The organism is Candidatus Defluviibacterium haderslevense (assembly GCA_016712225.1).
GTDB lineage: Bacteria > Bacteroidota > Bacteroidia > Chitinophagales > Saprospiraceae > Vicinibacter > Vicinibacter haderslevensis.
On the sequence record JADJRL010000003.1, the window covers coordinates 3,936,161 to 3,956,477 of the forward strand.

Consider the following 20,317-nt stretch of genomic DNA (forward strand, 5'->3'; position numbering starts at 1 on the left):
ACAATCGGACTCTTAAATATTAACTTTACGAGCTAAATTGTTTAGCGAAAAGACATAAATAAATGAACATAGCCCAGATAGAAAATAACTTACAACAACTCATAAAGACTTTTAAAAAAGAGAGTTTCATTTATGATTTGTTATTGGCTTACGGACAACCGAAAGCAACTATAAAACGCATCAAAGACGGTGGACTGAACCTTTCTAAAGTGGACGGTGAAATTGCTTGGAAAAAGAAACTATTTTTTAAATCCGTTAAAGGCGTTGACTTGCATGAACTCATTGCCGACCTAACCGCAGACAATAAAGCCGTGAAACACGAACCTCGTTTTGTGGTAGTAACTGATTACAAAAATCTTTTGGCGGTTGACACCAAAACGCAAGACACTTTAGACATTGCTATCACTGACATTGCCAAACACTTTGATTTCTTTTTGCCTTGGGCGGGCATGGAGAAAGCACAACACCAAAATGAAAATCCTGCTGATGTTAGAGCTGCCGAAAAAATGGCAAAACTCTATGACGACATTAAGAAAGACAACCCAATAAAAACACAAGCCGAAGTTCATAATCTGAATGTGTTTCTTTCACGTTTGTTGTTTTGCTTTTTTGCAGAAGACACAGGCATTTTAGACAAAGGGCAATTTACATTGGGCGTTGGAAGCCACACCCAACAAGACGGCAGCGACCTAAATACTTACCTCGACAAGTTGTTTGAGGTAATGAATACGGAGCAAAGCAAAAGAAAGAATTTACCAAATTACCTAACTGCTTTTCCGTATGTAAACGGTGGACTTTTTAGAAACAAACACACCGCACCAAAATTTACTCGTAAAAGCCGACAATCTGTAATTGACAGTGGCGAATTGGATTGGAGTGCCATCAATCCCGATATTTTTGGTTCAATGATTCAGGCGGTGATAACGCCTGAACACCGTGGCGGTTTAGGAATGCACTATACGAGTGTGCCTAACATTATGAAAGTGATTGAACCACTTTTTTTGAACGAACTCTACGAAGAATTTGAAGCAGCCAAAGGCAACAACAAAAAACTAAACGCATTACTGCATCGAATTTGGAACATTAAAATATTTGACCCTGCCTGCGGCAGTGGCAATTTTTTAATTATTGCTTACAAGGAATTGCGAAAGTTGGAAATGAATATTTTCAAAGCAATGGGCAGTTTGGCTTTTAGCAATATTAGTTTGGGTAATTTTTACGGAATAGAGTTAGACGACTTTGCTCATGAAGTTGCCATACTTTCTTTGTGGCTGGCAGAACACCAAATGAACCAAGTTTTCTTTAAAGAGTTTGGACGCACCAAGCCTGCTTTGCCATTAACCGAAACAGGAAATATAGTGCATGGCAACGCAACTCGTTTGGATTGGGAAATAGTTTGCCCGAAAGAGAAAGGGGATGAAATTTATATTTTGGGAAATCCACCTTACTTAGGAGGTAAACTTCAAAGTGCACAACAAAAAGAGGATACAAAAACAGTTTTTGCTGGGTTTAAAAAGTATAATAATTTAGATTATATAGCTTGTTGGTTTTACTTAGCCAAGAAGTATTTAGATGACAATATTTATGTTGCGTTTGTTTCTACTAATTCCATTTGTCAAGGAACTCAAGTAAATGATATTTGGCCATTTCTTTTAGTTGATGATGTTGAAATTTTCTTTGCCCACAAAGACTTCCCTTGGACAAATAATGCCAAAGACAAAGCAGGTGTTTACTGTTCAATTATTGGATTAAGAAAAAAGAGTAATAAACCTAAATATCTGTTTGAAAAAGAATTAAAATATTCTGCTTTAAATATAAATGCTTACTTAATTGATGCTCCAAACATTTTTGTTGAAAAAAGGACAAACCCATTAAGTAAACTCCCTGACATGAATCAAGGTAATATTCCATTAGAGAGTGGCTATCTGCGATTCACTGATATAGAAAAAACTGAAATTGTAAATACCTATCCAAATTCAAGTAAATTGTTCAAGAAAGTCAGTGGCTCTGATGAACTCATAAATGATATTCAAAATTGGTGTGTATGGATAACAAATGCAGATAAGCCTTTAGCTTTATCAATACCTCCAATAAAAAAAAGAATCGATAAAGTTATTGAATTTCGAAAGCAGGGTGCAGAAAATGCACAAGCTTGCCTTGATAGACCGCATCAATTTTGCATGCTCAATACAGCAAAAAGCACCCAAATAGTTATTCCTATTGTTTCTTCAGAACGAAGAACATATATACCGATTAGCTTCGTTGATGACACCTACATCATACTAAATTCAGCATTAGTTATATACGACCCAGATACATACATTTTTGGTATTTTGAATTCTAAAATACATCTGCTTTGGGTCAAAATATTTGCAGGGCGTTTAGAAACAAGGATTCGTTACTCTGTGGGCATGTGCTGGTTTAGCTTTCCTTTTCCTTACATTACAGAAAATCAAAAAAAGGAATTAGAAAAATATGTTTACAAAGTATTAGAGGAAAGAGAAAATCATTCTGAAAAAACCTTAGCACAACTTTACGACCCCGACAAAATGCCTGATGGTTTGCGTGAAGCCCACCATCAATTAGACCTTGCTGTTGAAAGTTGCTACCGAGCCAAACCATTTGAAACAGACGAAGAACGTTTGGAGTATTTATTCAAACTATATGAGCAAATGATAGAAGACGAAAAAAGCAAAGGCACTTTGTTTGAAATTGAAGCTAAACCCAAAAAGAAAAAGAAATAAATATGCCTGACATAGTAAAAATAGAATATCACCAAACAGGCGACAGTGTAAAAAACACAGCCAACGGAATGCGACCAATGGCAGCCAGAGCTTACGAAGAACGCAAAAGTCAATACTTATTGATTAAAGCTCCACCAGCATCGGGTAAATCAAGAGCATTGATGTTTTTGGCTTTAGATAAAATCCGAAAACAAGGTTTAAAAAAAGTAATTGTTGCCGTTCCCGAAAGGTCTATTGCAGGTTCGTTTGCCAAAGCAGACCTAAAAAAAGAAAACAACTTTTTCGCCAATTGGGAACCCAATGACGATTACAACCTTTGCACCCCAGGCATGGACGGAAGCAAAAGTAAAGTTCAGGCTTTCAAAAAATTCATTGACAACAAAGAAGAAATTTTGATTTGCACCCATGCCACACTTCGTTTTGCATTTGAAGAATTGGACGAAAGTAAATTTAACAATGTGTTATTGGCCATAGATGAATTTCACCATGTTTCGGCAGACAACGACAGCCGTTTGGGTGAATTGCTCCGCAGCATTATGGAAAAGTCAACGGCTCATATTGTAGCCATGACAGGCTCGTATTTCAGAGGCGACAGCGTTCCAGTTTTATTGCCAGCGGATGAAGCCAAGTTTACTAAAGTAACTTACAACTATTACGAGCAATTAAACGGCTACAACTATTTAAAATCGTTGGGCATTGGCTACCATTTTTATCAAGGCAAATACACTTCTGCCATTCTTGAAATTTTAGACACCAAGAAAAAAACTATTCTTCATATTCCTAATGTAAATTCAGGCGAATCCACCAAAGACAAACACAATGAAGTGGACACGATTTTAGATGCCATTGGTGAAGTGAAAAAAGTAGATAGTGACACAGGTATCATCCATTTAAAACGGCACAGCGATAAAAAAATAATCAAAGTTGCCGACTTAGTAAATGATAATCCAAAAGACCGAGAGAAAGTAATTACCTATTTGCGAAACATCAAAACCGTGGACGACATGGATTTGATAATTGCTTTAGGTATGGCAAAAGAAGGTTTTGATTGGCCTTTTTGCGAACATGCTTTAACCGTAGGTTACAGAGGTTCATTGACCGAAGTAATTCAAATTATTGGTCGATGCACCCGTGACAGCAACAATAAAACTCATGCACAATTTACCAATCTGATTGCTCAACCTGATGCAGCAGACGATTTGGTGAAACTTTCAGTAAACAATATGTTGAAAGCAATTACCGCTTCGCTATTGATGGAACAAGTGCTTGCACCCAATTTTAAATTCAAAACAAAACTTTCGGATGACGACAAAGCAGGTGCAGGAGAAGTAAAAATCAGAGGGTTTAAATTACCAAGTTCAAAACGTGTAAAAGACATTATTGAATCAGACTTGAACGATTTAAAAGCAACCATTTTACAAGACGATACCGTATTGAAAGCCATTCCGGGAAATCTTGACCCCGAAGTGATAAACAAAGTATTGATTCCGAAAATCATTCAAATAAAATATCCTGAACTATCAGCCGAAGAAGTGGAAGAAGTTCGTCAGCATGTAGTGGTTGATTCTATTATGAAAAGCGGAGAATTAAAAGAAGTAGGCGACAAACGCTTTATCCGTATGGCAGACAAGTTTGTAAATATTGATGATTTGCACATTGATTTGATTGACCGCATCAATCCATTCCAAAAAGCATTTGAAATAATTTCAAAAGATGTTACAACGAAAGTTTTGAAAGTGATTCAAGACGTAATAGCATCTACAAGAATTCAAATGACTTTAGATGAAGCCTTGCTTTTATATCCTGATAAAGTAAAAGCGTTTATGGATAAAGAAAAAAGAGAACCAAGTGTAACATCATCTGACCCATTGGAGAAACGAATGGCAGAAGCCATCATTTATTTAAAAGATTTAAAACGAAAAAAGCAAAGTGGACAAGGATAAAAAGCTACAAGAATTATTGGACAACGACCCGTTAGGATTGTTGAACGTAAAGCCTTCGACTTCTCCTGCAAGGAATGAAGATGAAAGGCTTGTGGCTTCTTTCCAAGAAATAAACGAGTTTTTTGAACAAAACAAACGAGAACCAAAAGACGACAACGGTATTCAGGAACATCAATTGTATTCACGTTTAAACTCCATTCGTGTAAACGCCACCAAATCGGAAATGCTGAAAAGCCATGACATTCATGGGCTATTAAGCATTGAACCCAAAGAACCCATTTCTATTGACAACATTATGGATAATGACCCTTTGGGTTTATTAGATGATGAAACCGAAGGTTTGTTTGACTTGAAAAACATAAAGCCAACCGACAAAAGCAGAGCAGAAACTGATTTTGTTGCAAGACGAAAACCTTGCAAAGACTTTGGCAAATACGAACAGATTTTTAAAGCAGTTCAAAAAGACCTGAAAGAAGGAAAACGAAAACTGATTGAATTTAAACTTGGCAACCTTAGACAAGGTGCATATTACGTTCACAACGGAATTTTATTTTTTGTAGAGAAAATTGAAATCACAAAAAAGGAACATTACAAACCAGACGGAACAAGAGTAAGAGAAGACGGACGGACAAGATGTATTTTCGAGAACGGAACAGAATCAAATATGCTGAAACGTTCAATTGAAAAATTACTTTATGCCAATGGACAAGTTGTAACGGAAAACGCAGACCAAACAAACGAAGACTTTACCAATAAATTCAACAACATTACAGACGAAGACGAAGAAGCAGGATTTATTTACATACTCAAATCAAAGTCGGACAAGAAAGAGATAAAAGAGATTCACAACCTTTTTAAAATTGGTTTTTCCAAGACAACAGTTGAGGACAGAGTGAAAAATGCTTTTCAAGAGCCGACCTATTTAATGGCAGACGTGCGAATTGTAATGGCTTATAAATGCTACAACATGAACCCACAGAAATTGGAACAACTGCTTCATAATTTCTTTGGTAACTCTTGCTTAAACATTGACGTGTTTGACAAAGACGGCAACAGACACACGCCAAGAGAATGGTTTATTGCTCCGTTAGCAATTATTGAACAAGCAATTCACTACATAATTTCGGGCGACATTATTTATTACAAATACGATTCAACAAACGAAGAAATAATAGAAAGATGAAAAGCCAACGCACAGGTGTAAGCACATTTGCAAGCCGCACAAGCCCAAGCACAGTCCAAAGCTTGCAAAAGAGCTTCCACCTTTCCAGCCCAGACAAAATTGAAATGCGAAGCATTCACGAACACCAATAAAAAAAATTATTAAGTGAGTAATTAAAAAAAATCTCCTCCCCTTCTGAAAATAAAAAATACGCAACCGCACAACCCGACACGACTCAGACAATGACGGCAAAACTCAACAGGGACAATGGTTTGAACGGACGGACGACAGAACACCAGCCGGTAACAGCGGTTTGGCGTAATGGCGGGTTCAGTGCTTCGTATGACAGTTTTGTGGTAGGTTCAAGTGCAGTTCTTCGATTGAACTTTTGTGCTAAAAATCCGCCACTACGCCAAGCCGCAAAACGTTATGCCTCATATTTAAAGAAAATAAATTATAATAATATTTGAAAATAAGTAGCTAATATGCTACCTTCGTATTATGAAAGCCCTAGATCTTGAAAAGCTTATTGGAACGAAAGGTTGGTATTTTGTTAGACAAACTGGTAGTCATAAAATATACAAACACGAAACAATATCCGGAATCATAGTAATTCCATTTCATGGATCTAGAGATTTACCAAAGGGTACAGAAATTAGTATTTTGAAAAAAGCAAGATTAAAAAAATAATATGAAACAATTAACAGCAATAATAGAAAGAAATAAAGATGCATTTTTTGCATATATTAAAGAGATAGATGGCTGTGTTGCTGGTGGTAAAACATATCAAGAAGTCAAAATAAATTTAGAAAAAATGCTCCATATTGCACAAAAAGAAGATACGGACCTTAAAAAAATATTGAGTAAAGGATATAAATTTAAATTTGAAGTTGATTTAGAGTCTGTATTTGATTTGATTCCAGAAGTAAACATCAGTCAATTGGCTAAAACAGGAAACCTAAATCCTGGTTTACTCAGACAATATGTTTCAGGTACAAAAAAAGCATCAGAAGCACAAACTGAAAAAGTTATGAAAGCAATAAAGGAGGTAAGTTTGAAATTAAATTCTATCAGCCTTACTGTAGGTTGAAAGAATACAAGGCATAACATGAGATTAATGCAAGCAGAGCAATTCATTTTTCATTCCAGAAAATGTTGTAAATTTGACTTAAGGTTTTTGCCTTTGGCAGTTATCGAAAATGCTCTGCCTGCATCAATCTCAAATACGTTGGCAGCAAGGCAACGACACATCACAACAGACAAAATAAACTATGGACGTAAAAATATTTAAAGCATTTATTGCATCGCCAAGTGACACAGGTAGAGAAAGAATATTGTGTGACAAAATATTCGAGGAAATCAATTCTGGATTGGGTGAAATTTATAAATTCAGAATTGAAAGTCTAAAATGGGAAAAGGACGTAAGACCAACAATTAAAGACAAAGATGGACAGTTAATAATATTTGACCAAATTGGCGAAAGTTTTGAAATCTTTATAGGTATTATGAACAAGAAATTTGGCTCACCAACACCAAGAGCTGGTTCAGGTACTGAAGAGGAATTTAATGAAGCATTTAAAAGGTATAAAGAAAAAAATGATTTAGAAATAATTTTCTATTTCAACGAGGAACCACCACAATCAATGAGCGAAATAAATGCTTCTGAATTACTAAAAATAGAAGAATTTAGAAAAAAATTACAACCAAAAGGAATCTATGGTTTTTACAATGGCGTTTCTGAATTTGAAGAAAAATTAAGAAAGCACATAACACGTTATTTTATTGAGGAGTATAAAAAGGAATCTGCAACCCCTTCTAATGCAAAACAACTTATAAATAAAGAAGCTTTAAGGAAAGTATTTAAAAAACGTTTTAATGACTCACTTAAAGGTTTTGATGAGCAACCTCAAATTTGGATTGAGCCAATTATCAGTCGAACAGGAACACTTTCCCAAAATCCTGATGAGAATTTTAGTCATAGGGTATTAATTGAAGAAATCCTACTTTCAGAAAAGTCCTACTTTATAAATGCTCCAGCACAATTTGGGTTGACAACTTTAGGACATCATCTTGTAAGCGAAGCTTGGGAGAACAATGAACTTTGGATTTACCTAGACAACTCATCAACTAAACCGCATACTATTCACAAATCTGTATTAAATGAAGTAAATTCTTTAGACCAAAAATTGAAGATGTAAAATGTATCATTTTTGATTCATTTTTAAATACCGACAAAGTATCTCTTAAAAAATTAAAAGGATTGATTGGTGCTAATCCTAATCTTAGAATAATAGTTTTAAATACAATTGACGAGCAATTATATATCAATAAAAAAGAGAATGAAACTATAGACGAGAAAGAAATACTCATTGACAAAGATTTTGATGTGCTTCATCTAATTGCACTACCGAGAAATCAGATTAGAAACATTGTTAAGCAATATAATTCCGAAAAAAATATAGGGGAAGAGAATGCTGTTTTAAATAAAATAACCAAGGAATTGGAGTGTTTAAATCTACATAGAACTCCTTACAACATCATTACTATTCTTAAAGTTTCAGAAAAATATTTTGACGACAGTCCAGTAAATAGAACAAAAATGATTGAAATGATATTATTTGTTCTATTTGATTTAGGCGAAATTCCTAGGTATAAAACTATGCCTGACTTAAAAGATTGTGAATATGTTTTGGGTAGATATTGTGAAATAATGTTGAAGAGTGAAATTTATACATTCAAAAAAGATGAATTTATTTTAGAGTTAAAAAAATTCTGCAAGGAAAAATATATTGACCTGGACATAGAAGTAGTTTTTGAAATTTTAAGCAACAACAATATTATTATTTTTGATTACGACAGGTATCGGTTTAAATCAACTTTTTGGATTTATTACTTCGGTGCAAAAAGAATGCATATAGACAAAGATTTCAAAAACTACATTTTTGGTTCAAAGAAATACTCTTCCTACCCTGAAATAATTGAATTTTACACTGGCATAGATAGAAATAGAGATGACGCATTGAAAATCCTCCTTGAAGACATAGTCTCAACTAGAATAATTGTTGAGGAGAAACTTGGAATAAAAGGTGAAATAAATCCTTTAAACAATGCTAAATGGAAGCCTTCAGAAAATGAAATAGAAAAAATACAAAATGAAATAGGGGAAAATGTGTTATCCTCAAATTTGCCTGATTCTGTAAAAGACCAATTTTTAGATAAATCTTATAATCAAATCCGACCTTATAATCAATCTATTCAAAAAATATTTGAAGATTATTCTCTTGTTAATTTAATGCAACAAATAAAGGCATCATCGACAGCATTAAGAAATAGTGATTATTCAAATCCTGCATTAAAGAAGCAGTTGCTAATTGAAATTTATAGTTCTTGGAAGCAATTAGCGAAAGTATTATTTGCTTTGTCTCCAATTATGGCGATAAAAGGTAAAGCGGCATTTCAAGGAGCAGCTTTTGAATTAGATGGTAATTTTGGAGAAACATTTGAAGAGCGATTGAATACAATAGTTCAAGTATTGCCGACAAATGTCGTTGGCTATTTTCAAGATGACTTATATTCTCCTAAAATTGGACCTTTGTTTTATGACTGCTTCAATGACGAGAAAAACGAACTTATGAAACATCAACAAGCATTATTAATTATTTTCAAAAGACCTAATGGTTGGAAAATCCAAATTGAAAACTATATAACTTCTATCAACAAGAATTCCTATTATTTGTACGACACAGTAAACGCATTAAGAACAAAATACCGTTTTGATTTTGTAAACCAAGACGAATTAAAAAGCATTAAATATTTAGTAAAACTTGGACTTGCTAAACATCATTTTGGAGGTGCTAAACCTAGTATGTCACAAGTAATTAAAATAGACGACAGTAATTTGCCAAATAGAGAGTATGATGAATAAATGCCCAACTGCTAAAATTAATCAGTATATACAAAAGCCACTCCAAGTCAAAGACATGAAGATCAAGGACTCAAATAAAAGATTAACAAAATAGGCTTCCTGATCTATCCTGACGCTTCGGTCGGGACTAGTCACTCGACACTATTGGTCAGGATAAGTCCCGACGCTTAAGTCGAGACCAGTCAGCGAGACCTCTGTATAGGTGATTTGGTATTAAATAAAACCAGATTAGTCATTCATATAATTGTACAAAAACAGACACCATTAAAATTGAAACGAAATGATATAACAATCAGGACCATATTTGAAATTGTTACACGCCTACTCGAATTAGATTCTTTAAAGTGTGAGCGGTGTGGTTCAATAGAATTTGCAAATGAGGATTTTAAACTAGATTATAATTATATATTAAAGTTTATATCTCCTTACAGCCTTAAATCTCCACAACAATCAGCTCCATATTCTGTCATTTCATCTCATACTGTGCAAACAGTTCATGACAAAATATTGTCCGGAATCATCCCCTTTATCCCATAATGGCTTAAAAAATGGTTACCAACAGTATTTTTACATTTAAATTTTGAAAATTTAACTACCTAAGTATTATTTTTAGGCTTTCCAGAGAATATTACTCTAAAAATAACAATCAATTGGAAATAATAAATGACAGCCTTTCCCTGTATACCTGTTTCAAGTAACTGCTTTCTCGCCTGGGGGACGAGACTTGACATCGAAGATTCGCCGATGCAAAAAATAAAGAATTATCGACAAACGTTGGTGCCTGTAAATCCAATTTCCAAGTGCTTGGTTTTAGGGGTCGGCATCAACTTTCCTTTGTGTTGGGCGTAATTAAAAAAAATTATTTTATAGTGAACAGAATAATCTATAATGGAAAATAAAACAATTTTAAATCAATTAAAACTTGCATATTGTCCAATCTGTAATTATGATTTTGCAGTTTTGAAGAAAGATCCAATCATTCAAAGTATTATAGAAAGTAGTAGTCTATATATTATAGCACAAAGACCTGAAATCCGTTTTGATAACATAAATTTTAATTATGATAAATTAGAAATGGAATTTGAAATACGACAATTTGATAATCCAATCTCACTTCAATGCAAGTTGCCATTATTTCAAAATAATATAGCGACGAATAAAAATAAAGAAGTCTTAATTTATTTGGGATCTAATTCTGAAATAACTGATTCAAAAACGCTACCTAAAAGTAATATTCATTGCATAAAATTATATGAAGATAAGTATATTGATGATAACTTTTTAATTTGGTTTTCTCCTGATAAATTTCTCTATAATTTTTGGACACGTCAAATAAACGCAGTAATAGAAGGAGATATAAATAAATTTACAGAATATAGAGTCCATTATGTAGGGCAATCCACAAAACAAAGTGTTTGGAAACGCCTTACCGGACACGAAAAACTACAAGACATTCTTTCGCTTGAATATCCTTTTACATTTGGATCATTACCGACTCATGAAGTGATAATATTACTATTTACTTTTGAAGATAATATACAAATTAAGTCATTCGGTGAAGACTCTTCGGGTCAGGAAATGATGGATTTTTTCATGGGGAAAACTATGCCGCATAAAGAAACTATTTATTTAGACGCTGAAAAAGCTTTAATTAATGCCATGAATCCTAAATACAATGATAAATTATTCCAGAATTACCCAAAAAGTTCGGATGGATTATACAATTACAATTACAAATCGATTCTATATACATTTGTTGATCCAATAACTTTAGTGTATAAAGAAGGTTGTGTAAAGGGTAGTAGATTGTTTCCAGGTGGCGATACAATAGTTATTACTGATAATGAAAATATCGAATTAGTAAAACAAAATCAATAACCGCGCCCAAAATTAAGCCGTATATACAAAAGACGCGCCAAGTCAAAGCCATGAAGATCAAGAACTCTGGTAAAAGATTAACAAAATAGGCTTTCTGATCTATCCCGACGCTTCGGTCGGGAGAAGTCAAGACGCTTTTGGTCAGGGCAAGTCAGCGATATCTCTAAATAGGTGCTTTAGTATTAAATAAAACCAGAATTAGTCATTCATATAATTGTACAAAAACAGACAACATTAAAATTGAAACGAAATGGTATAACCATCAGAACCATATTTGAAATTGTTACACAACTACTTCAATTAGATTCTTTAAAGTGTGAGCAGTGTGGTTCAATAGAATTTATTAATGAGGATTTTAAACCAGATTATAATTTCATATTAAAGTTTATATCTCCTTGCAGTCTTAAATCTCCAACACAATCATCTCCATATCCCCCATTTCATCTCATACTGTACAAACAGTACATCGCAATATAATTGTCCAGAATCATCCCTATTATCCCCTAAGGGCTTAAAAAATGGTTGCCAACAGTATTTTTACATTTAAATATTTAAAATTTAACTACCTAAGTATTATTTTTAGGCTTTCCAGAGAATATTGCTTTAAAAATAACAATCAATTGGAAATAATAAATGACAGCCTTTCCCTATATACCTGTTCCAAGTAACGACTTTCTCGCCTTACTGACGAGACAAGCTATTCAACTTAAAAAGTTGATGCCTGCAAATTTATTTTCCAAATGCTTGGTTTTAGGGGTCGGCATCAACTTTCCTTTGTGTTATGTAATATAAATAAAACAATATGGGAGTCTCAAGAAACATTACCATAATAGTATATACCAATATTGAAACATCACATGAACTGATTCAGAAATTTCTTATTGGATTCTGGATTAAATCTAACTCCTGTGTTGTTAATACATTCTATGAAGATGAAACAGATATTGACATACTTCCAAAAGAAATTGAGTTTGATAAACTTGAACCAATATTTAATAAAAGAGAAATTCTGAATAAGGTAAACATAATTTCCTTCTCAGTTGATACTTTAGATGAAGGAATAATTCTGTCAATTAACAATCTAGAAAACACATTTAACGATGATAAAATGTATGAAATTTGGATAAGTCCGGGTGGTGCACATAAGCTCAAAGAATATGAGAGAAATACTGATTTTTCTTATTATTTGAATTTAATTTTGCCAAGATTTAAAGAAATTGGATGCTATCCATTTGAAATTAAGTGTAATGATGTTGGATGAAGCTTAAAGCAAATGAATTACTTCATAAAATTAAAATACATTACATAACAATGCACTGGACGTACAGACTCCCTAGCGGTCGTCCGTCGCCAGTGCTAAACGTTATGCGTCAGCTTAAAAACGAAAGTGCAAACTTGAAATTGACTGCAAAATAATAACTTTGACAAATTAAAAAACGGAGAAAGCTGAAAACCGATTAGAGTAAGCCAACAAATAAAAAACGATACAATGAATAAATTTATGATTGACATCCTTTTACAAGGCATAGACAATGAAACTAGAATGAAATTATTACCAAGAGAGCAAGAAATAATAAAGGAATTGGAAGACAATGGGACACTTTTGGCTTCATACATAAAAGGCGAAACCGCAGGAATTTACTTGGTATTATTGGCCAATGACAAAGCGGACGTGGACAAAAAACTTTCAACGCTACCTTATTATCCATATATGAAAATTGAAGTCATTGCACTGAGGTAACGAAACAATATACAAATTATGATACCAGATTATCAATCATTAATGCTTCCACTTCATCGACTTGCTTCGGATGCATAATCCGGAGTAGATTGACCCAACAAATCCGGAGTAAACTGCCCCACCCTAATTTTGATAAAAAAGTGGAATTAGAGTGGTCAATGATGCCAAAATCCGGAGCAAGGTGACCCACCCCTTAAAGTGAGCAAAAAATTGATGCTAAAGAATTTGCATTTGGAGCATTAAATCCAAATACTCATGTCTGCTAAATGCAAGCAAATGCATCAAAATATGATTATTTGAAAAAATATTGATCATTCAAAAAACAAAGTATTATTTTTAGGCTTTCCAGAGAACATTACTTTAAAAATAACGATCAATTGGAAATAATAAATGACAGCCTTTCCCTATATGCCTGTTCCAATTACCGGCTTTCTCGCCTGGCGGACGAGAACATCGAAGATTCGCCGATGCAAAAAATAAAGAAATATCGGCAAAAGTTGATGCCTGCAAATTTATTTTCCAAATGCTTGGTTTTAGGGGTCGGCATCAACTTTCCTTTGTGTTGTGTGCCATTTTAAACCCTGTCTTACCTCAATAGTAAAAATTTTGACAGCGAAACAGAAAGATGGCTTAATATAAATTAAACAATTAACAAATGACAAAGAAACTATTATTGATCATCTTCGCAATTATGTTAGTTTTTTCAGGCTATTCACAATATCCTCCCGTATTTAAAAATAGTATTTATGGAAACAACCCTAAAGCTGGACATTATGCTAATGTGCGAGGTTTTAAAATGTATTATGAGATCTATGGAAAAGGTGAGCCGCTATTATTAATTCATGGAAATGGAGGTTCAATAAATAATTTTTCTGGTCAAATACCCTTTTTCGCAAAAAGCTACCAGGTAATTGCAGTTGACAGCAGGGCACAGGGAAAATCAGTAGATAACGGTGATTCTTTAAGTTATGAAATGATGGCTGAAGATTTCAATGGACTATTGGATGAACTTCATATCAAATCGTGTAACGTAATTGGCTGGAGTGATGGCGGAAACAATGGATTATTGTTAGCCATTCATCATCCAGATAAAGTAAATAAATTAGTAGTAACAGGCGCCAATATCTGGATAGACGCAAGAGCCTTTCCTCCTGATATGCTTGAAATTCCCGATGTGCTACTCGATTCATTATCCAAATTGCCCCAAACCTCAGAAGTAAAAAATGCGATAAAAGTTTGGAAGTTGGTTTACCAGGAGCCAAATATTACATTACCACAATTGAATTCAATAAAATGTCAGACACTTGTAATAGGCGGCGACCATGATATAATTCTCCCCTCACACACTGTGCAGATAGCAGACAATATTCCAAAATCTAATTTATGGATATTGCCAAATTCAGGGCATTCAACTTTAATTAACTATAAAAATAAATTCAATAATACTGTAGAAAATTTTCTTAAAACCCCCTATAGAATAATCAAAGGGATGAATCGAATAAATTGACAAGGAATCACCCTTTTTTATATAAACATTATATCGGACTAAAAAACGGCACACAACAGCTAAGTATTCGTTGCGTCCGGAGGATAGCTTGTCTCGTTCTATGAGAAACAATGAATACTTTGTTGCACATCTTGCTTAATCCAGATCAATGTGATCCACCCCTTAATAAAGCAAAAATTCGATGCTAAAGAATTAATATTCGGAGCATTAAATCCGAATACTCATGTCTGCTAAATGCAAGTAAATGCATCAAAATATGATTATTTTGAAAAAATATTGGGCATTCAAAAAGCTAAGTATTATTTTTAGGCTTTCCAGAGAATATTGCATTATAAATAACAATCAATTGGAAATAATAAATGACAGCCTTTCCCTATATACCTGTTCCAAGTACCGGCTTTCTCGCCTGGCAGACGAGAACATCGAAGATTCGCCGATGCAAAAAATAAAGAAATATCGGCAAAAGTTGATGGCTGCAAATTTATGTTTTAAAAGCTTAGCTTTTAGGTTCGGCATCAACTTTCCTTTGTGATGGCGGTAATAGAGCCCAATACAATTTGGTCATCTAACGAGTAACATCTACTAACAAATATTTTCACAAGGAACAACTAAATGCTCCGGGACAACTTAGACTAGAAAGTAAGTTAACACTGGACAAGTGAGAATTAAAGTTCAACCCTTGACATAGTTTCAATATCCGAGAATTAATATTTCTAAGCAATTTTTACATTTCGGTTACATTTTTTTACAGTCGCTTTACCAAAGCAGCGCGCTTTGATGGGTATCTTTGTTGGAGTTAATACTAAATCCATCATGATGAATAATATACCTGGTTTCCTCTTTATATTTATCCTCTCAACTTTCTGTGGACAAAATCAAACAAGCGTAACAAAACAAAATAACAGAAGTCATAGATCAGGATTAACCGAGCCTCAACTTAAAGAGGCGGCTGCTTCGAAGGTACCGATGAGTATGGTTCGGAAGGTAAGGCAAGCAAAAAACGGGGATATATTAATTGCTTCTTATGTTGGTGTTTATCAGTACGATGGAACATCTTTTACCAATATGACAAGTGAAATAGAGTGGCCAACCTTCTGGGATGTGTTGGAAGATAGAAAAGGAAACCTCTGGTTGGCTTCACAGGATTCGGGAGTTTACTTCCAGCCTGCCGGACAAACAGACTTTAAGCTTTTTAAAACAAAGGATGGTACTGGCCTTAGTTCAGCGCTTCATATTTATGAAGAAAGAGCCGGTAATATCTGGTTCGGAGCAAGCCGTTACAATGGGAAATTTTTTCGGACCTTTACCACAAAAGACGGATTTCCTAGTAATAATATTCGTTTACTGCTTGAAGACAAAACTGGCAAGCTTTGGTTTTGTGGACAAGGCGAAAATATGTTCGTTTATGATGCCCGCATGAATGGGGAATTAGAAAAGGGAAAAAAATTTACCATTTTAAAGAACAACGATGGCAAAGAGTTTAACAACGTTTGGTCAATAATTGAAGATAAAAAAGGCAATATTTGGTTTGGTGCTGATGGACTTTGGCGCTATGACGGCAGAACCTTTACGAAGGTATCTCAGCGAGGTGCTTATGCTATCATCGAAGATAAAAAGGGAAATATCTGGACTACTGGTGAGGTGAAATTCAATGGGGGTTGGGCACTTTCCCGTTATGATCAAAAATTCTTGTACGATAAAAATCCTACTGTAACTGAAATAATGTTAGTAAAAGAAGGAGCGCTATTAGGGCTTCTGGAAGCTACCGATGGAAGTATTTGGCTTGGAACTATGGGACCTGAGAGTGGAGTGTACCGTTATGATGGAAAGACCATCACGGGCTTCAAAGGTAAAGAGGGGCGCAAGTAATAGTATAACGACAAATTGCAAAAACGTAATTACTTGACAAAGAAGAAAGAAGTGACTAAAGCGGACCAACTTCAAGATGGTTATTAACGAGGGACAAAGGATTGGGCTACGAATCAAGTAAGGAGAAGGCTCTACTACTGCCAACAAAATCTTTCTGCAATGGTGCTGTGACGAGTTGACATAAAGTTTTATCCTCGTTCAACGTTTAGTTTCGTGGGACAGGACGCGGCTTCGAGAAGGCACCACTGAAGAAACACAAACGATGGCGGTAACTAAGAACTATAAATTAATAAATTATCGAAACATGAATAAAATAGCAATCAAAATACCAATTAATCACTCTGAATTACTGACTTTTCAGAATAAATTTGTTCACTTAATGCTTTTAAAAAACTCAGATATGAAAAAGAACCAGATTTTACTCATAGTGCTTCTCTCTATCGGATGCGCTTTCAACAGTTTTGCCCAGAATGATCTGAAATTTGAAATAAACAAAGTTCTACCATTCTTTTCGATCCAAGAAAATAAATTGGATAAAATAAACACACTTACGGATTTGGACAAACGATACCCCACATCATGGGTAAAAGAATATATTTTCGTGGAAATTTCAGCCTATAAAAATGGCACTCAAACAAAGGTTTCGGGTATCAGTGATGTCTTGAATCAAGAGCAAAAAGAACTGATACGATTGGCAGACCGTCGTAGCGATATTACAGTAAACGTAATGTATCTACCTAACAATTCGTTAAAAAACAACACAGTGAAGCAATACGATTTCAAGGTTACTATCATGCCAGATAAAAATGCTGTTTATAGCACAGGCGCAAAGCAATTGATTCAATATCTGCAAAAAAATAGCATTGTAAATATTGAAGCAGGAAGTTTTACGGGTTATGATTTGACTGCCATTAAATTTACCATTACCGAACAGGGGCATATTACGGATATTCAAGTTGCACTGCCATCAAAAGATACAAAAATTGACGAAATGCTGGTTACGGCAATTTCAAAAATGCCTAATTGGAAGCCAGCTGAGTTTTCTAACGGTTTAAAAGTCAAACAAAACTTTGTTTTGACCATTGGTAATATGGAGAATTGCATGGTCAATCTTTTGAATATCCGTCCAATTGAATAAATATGTAGGCTGATGCTGTTTTACTCATGTGATGTGAACATTGTATGATTCGAAACGAAATCTATCCCTCTCATATATGCCCATCATGTTTAGCATTATTGATAAATGGTAGAATTTGGATAACCCATTGACACAAATAATACTCCCCATCAACTGCTTTACGATAATGCCGCCCAAAAGCCAACGCTCAAAGCTAACGCAGGGCGGCACATTCGTAAAGCCAAACGTTTCATAGTCCTTATATGGCTTGACTCCAAAAAAGTAGATAAGTCAACTTATTCCAGGATGTTGTACATTCAAAATAATGGACTAAGAAAAAACAAAAAAATGTCCATCTATTTGCGTTGTTTATCCATTTTATAAGATTTAATGCTGTCGCATCTTTGCATCGTCAATAACGACAAGCAATTTAAAAAAATTAAAAATGACAACATTCACAGTTCCGACAAGAGAACAAGTTTCAGAAAACAATCAAGCTATTTTTGACAATTTGAACAAAGCTTTGGGCTTTGTACCAAATTTGTATGCAACTATTGCCTACTCAAAAAATGGTTTAGAAAGATTTTTGGCTTATCAAAATGCCAAAACATCACTTTCAAACAAAGAAAAAGAAGCCGTAAACTTAATTGTAAGCCAAGAAAATGGTTGTATTTACTGCCAAAGTGCCCATTTGGTTTTGGGCAAAATGAATGGTTTTAACGATGAGCAATTATCCGAAATTAGACATGGAAAATCATCGGACAACAAATTGAACGCATTAGTTGGATTGGCTTCTGATATTACCAAAAACAGAGGTAACGCAAGTGAAGTAATTATTGATGCATTTTTTGCAGCTGGCTATACCAATGAAAATTTAGCGGATTTAATACTACAAGTCAGCGACAAAACTGCTATGAATTATTTACACAACCTTACCAAAGTTCCTGTAGATTTCCCTTTAGCACAATCAATTTAATTAATACTTTTGCAAATCAGCATTTATGCTGGTTCGCATTTTTAAAAAAAGATAGATAAAATGGAAAATATAGAACAAAAATTACCACTTCCGCCCTTCACATTGGAAACCGCATTGCAAAAAGTACAATTGGCAGAAGATGCGTGGAATAGTCAAGACCCAGAAAGAATTTCTAAAGCATATACCATAAATACCGAATGGCGAAATCGCACAGAATTTATAAATGGCAGAGATGAAGTCGTAGCTTTTTTGAAAAGAAAATGGCAAAAAGAATTGCATTACAAACTCAAAAAAGAATTGTGGGGATTTCGTGAAAACAGAATGGCGGTACGTTTTGAATATGAGTATCAAGATGTAAACGGGCAATGGTGGCGTGCATATGGCAATGAAAATTGGGAGTTTAATGAGAATGGATTAATGCAAAAAAGATATGCAAGTATCAATGATTTGGCTATTGATGAAAAAGATAGGAAATTGAAATAATCTTATAAATAAATGATGAGTTCAGAGACCTATACTTTGATTAATCCTCAAACAGGAAATTTAGCCTTTAAAGTTTTTTCGTTCAACAACAACAGCCATTTCGATCACATTCAGCGACTGAATTATTACTCATTGATTTGGATAAGAAATGGGAAAGGAACAGCAAAGGCAGATTTTTCTGAATACGATTTTGTTCAAAATACTTTATTCGCATTTTCGCCCTATCAGCCTTTTATGTTCCAAGCAGATGAGCAAATACATGGAATTGTCATAAATTTTCATCCCGATTTTTTTTGCATACACAAGCATCATCAAGAGGTAGCTTGTAATGGTGTGTTGTTTAATAATATATACAATCCACCATTTGTTACTGTTGAAGAAAATGCAAACAGTACTTTTAAGATGTTGTTAGAACAAATAACAGTTGAAATGCAAAATCCTGCATTGGCTCAATATGAATTATTGGTTTCATATTTAAAAATATTTTTAATCACTGCATCCCGACTGAAAGCAGAACAACAAACAGAAATTCAAATTAATCCTGCAGAAAACAAAGAACCTTTTATTCTTCAAAACCTTAAAAATTATATTGAAACTCATTTCAAGACCAAGCATTCAGCTAGTGATTATGCCGACTTGTTGAATATATCTGCAAAGGCTTTAGCAAAACTTACTAAAACACATTTTAATAAAACACTAACCGATTTAATTTCCGAAAGAATAATTATTGAAGCCAAAAGAGAATTGTATTTAACCAACAAAGCAGTAAAAGAAATTGCCAATGAGTTGGGCTACATAGACGAATATTATTTTAGTAGATTTTTTAAAAACAATGCCGACATTTCACCACAAGCATACAGAGATACAGTTGGCTTTGGAAGAGCAATGGTGTAAATAAAATGAACGAACTCACAATATTAAGCCATATATACAAAAGCCACACCAAGCCAAAGACATGAAGTTCAAGAAATC

The 20,317-nt window shown here is 34.2% G+C and carries 16 protein-coding genes; all 16 read left to right on the forward strand.

The window, feature by feature from the left end:
• Positions 1 to 62: 62 nt before the first annotated feature.
• The 16 genes from IPK88_15495 (at position 63) to IPK88_15570 (ending at position 20,239) form a co-directional block, all read left to right on the forward strand.
• Positions 63 to 2,744 carry a class I SAM-dependent DNA methyltransferase gene (locus IPK88_15495; protein ID MBK8244828.1) on the forward strand — a complete coding sequence of 894 codons (2,682 nt, stop codon included), beginning with the start codon at positions 63 to 65 and terminating at the stop codon, positions 2,742 to 2,744.
• A gap of 2 nt (positions 2,745 to 2,746) precedes the next feature.
• The gene (locus IPK88_15500; GenBank protein ID MBK8244829.1) at positions 2,747 to 4,687 is read left to right on the forward strand and encodes a DEAD/DEAH box helicase family protein; all 1,941 of its coding nucleotides are present in this window, start codon (positions 2,747 to 2,749) and stop codon (positions 4,685 to 4,687) included.
• On the forward strand, positions 4,674 to 5,870 hold the full coding sequence (locus tag IPK88_15505) for a GIY-YIG nuclease family protein (protein MBK8244830.1): 1,197 nt from the start codon (positions 4,674 to 4,676) through the stop codon (positions 5,868 to 5,870). Before IPK88_15500 ends, IPK88_15505 begins: the two co-directional genes overlap by 14 nt.
• Positions 5,871 to 6,350: 480 nt before the next feature.
• Entirely contained in the window at positions 6,351 to 6,539 is a 189-nt protein-coding gene (locus tag IPK88_15510) for a type II toxin-antitoxin system HicA family toxin (protein ID MBK8244831.1), read from the forward strand.
• Position 6,540: 1 nt separating this feature from the next.
• Positions 6,541 to 6,939, forward strand: a complete 399-nt coding sequence (locus IPK88_15515) for a type II toxin-antitoxin system HicB family antitoxin (GenBank protein MBK8244832.1) — start codon at positions 6,541 to 6,543, stop codon at positions 6,937 to 6,939.
• Positions 6,940 to 7,219: 280 nt separating this feature from the next.
• Positions 7,220 to 8,047, forward strand: a complete 828-nt coding sequence (locus IPK88_15520) for a hypothetical protein (protein MBK8244833.1) — start codon at positions 7,220 to 7,222, stop codon at positions 8,045 to 8,047.
• Positions 8,048 to 8,109: 62 nt separating this feature from the next.
• Positions 8,110 to 9,774: a hypothetical protein gene (locus tag IPK88_15525; GenBank protein MBK8244834.1), complete on the forward strand. Its 1,665-nt coding sequence runs from the start codon at positions 8,110 to 8,112 to the stop codon at positions 9,772 to 9,774.
• Positions 9,775 to 10,662: 888 nt separating this feature from the next.
• On the forward strand, positions 10,663 to 11,652 hold the full coding sequence (locus tag IPK88_15530; GenBank protein ID MBK8244835.1) for a hypothetical protein: 990 nt from the start codon (positions 10,663 to 10,665) through the stop codon (positions 11,650 to 11,652).
• 802 nt (positions 11,653 to 12,454) lie between these two features.
• Complete coding sequence (locus IPK88_15535; protein MBK8244836.1) at positions 12,455 to 12,913, forward strand: hypothetical protein; 459 nt, start codon at positions 12,455 to 12,457, stop codon at positions 12,911 to 12,913.
• A gap of 228 nt (positions 12,914 to 13,141) precedes the next feature.
• Positions 13,142 to 13,393, forward strand: coding sequence for a hypothetical protein (locus tag IPK88_15540; GenBank protein MBK8244837.1), 252 nt, complete (start codon positions 13,142 to 13,144; stop codon positions 13,391 to 13,393).
• 655 nt (positions 13,394 to 14,048) lie between these two features.
• A complete protein-coding gene (locus IPK88_15545; GenBank protein ID MBK8244838.1) occupies positions 14,049 to 14,900 on the forward strand; it encodes an alpha/beta hydrolase in 852 nt (283 codons plus the stop codon).
• Between the two features lie 816 nt (positions 14,901 to 15,716).
• Positions 15,717 to 16,769: a histidine kinase gene (locus IPK88_15550; protein ID MBK8244839.1), complete on the forward strand. Its 1,053-nt coding sequence runs from the start codon at positions 15,717 to 15,719 to the stop codon at positions 16,767 to 16,769.
• 304 nt (positions 16,770 to 17,073) lie between these two features.
• Positions 17,074 to 17,907 carry an energy transducer TonB gene (locus tag IPK88_15555; GenBank protein ID MBK8244840.1) on the forward strand — a complete coding sequence of 278 codons (834 nt, stop codon included), beginning with the start codon at positions 17,074 to 17,076 and terminating at the stop codon, positions 17,905 to 17,907.
• Between the two features lie 424 nt (positions 17,908 to 18,331).
• Positions 18,332 to 18,862: a carboxymuconolactone decarboxylase family protein gene (locus tag IPK88_15560; protein MBK8244841.1), complete on the forward strand. Its 531-nt coding sequence runs from the start codon at positions 18,332 to 18,334 to the stop codon at positions 18,860 to 18,862.
• A gap of 60 nt (positions 18,863 to 18,922) precedes the next feature.
• Entirely contained in the window at positions 18,923 to 19,345 is a 423-nt protein-coding gene (locus IPK88_15565) for a nuclear transport factor 2 family protein (protein ID MBK8244842.1), read from the forward strand.
• 12 nt (positions 19,346 to 19,357) lie between these two features.
• Positions 19,358 to 20,239 carry a helix-turn-helix domain-containing protein gene (locus tag IPK88_15570; GenBank protein ID MBK8244843.1) on the forward strand — a complete coding sequence of 294 codons (882 nt, stop codon included), beginning with the start codon at positions 19,358 to 19,360 and terminating at the stop codon, positions 20,237 to 20,239.
• Positions 20,240 to 20,317: the final 78 nt, after the last annotated feature.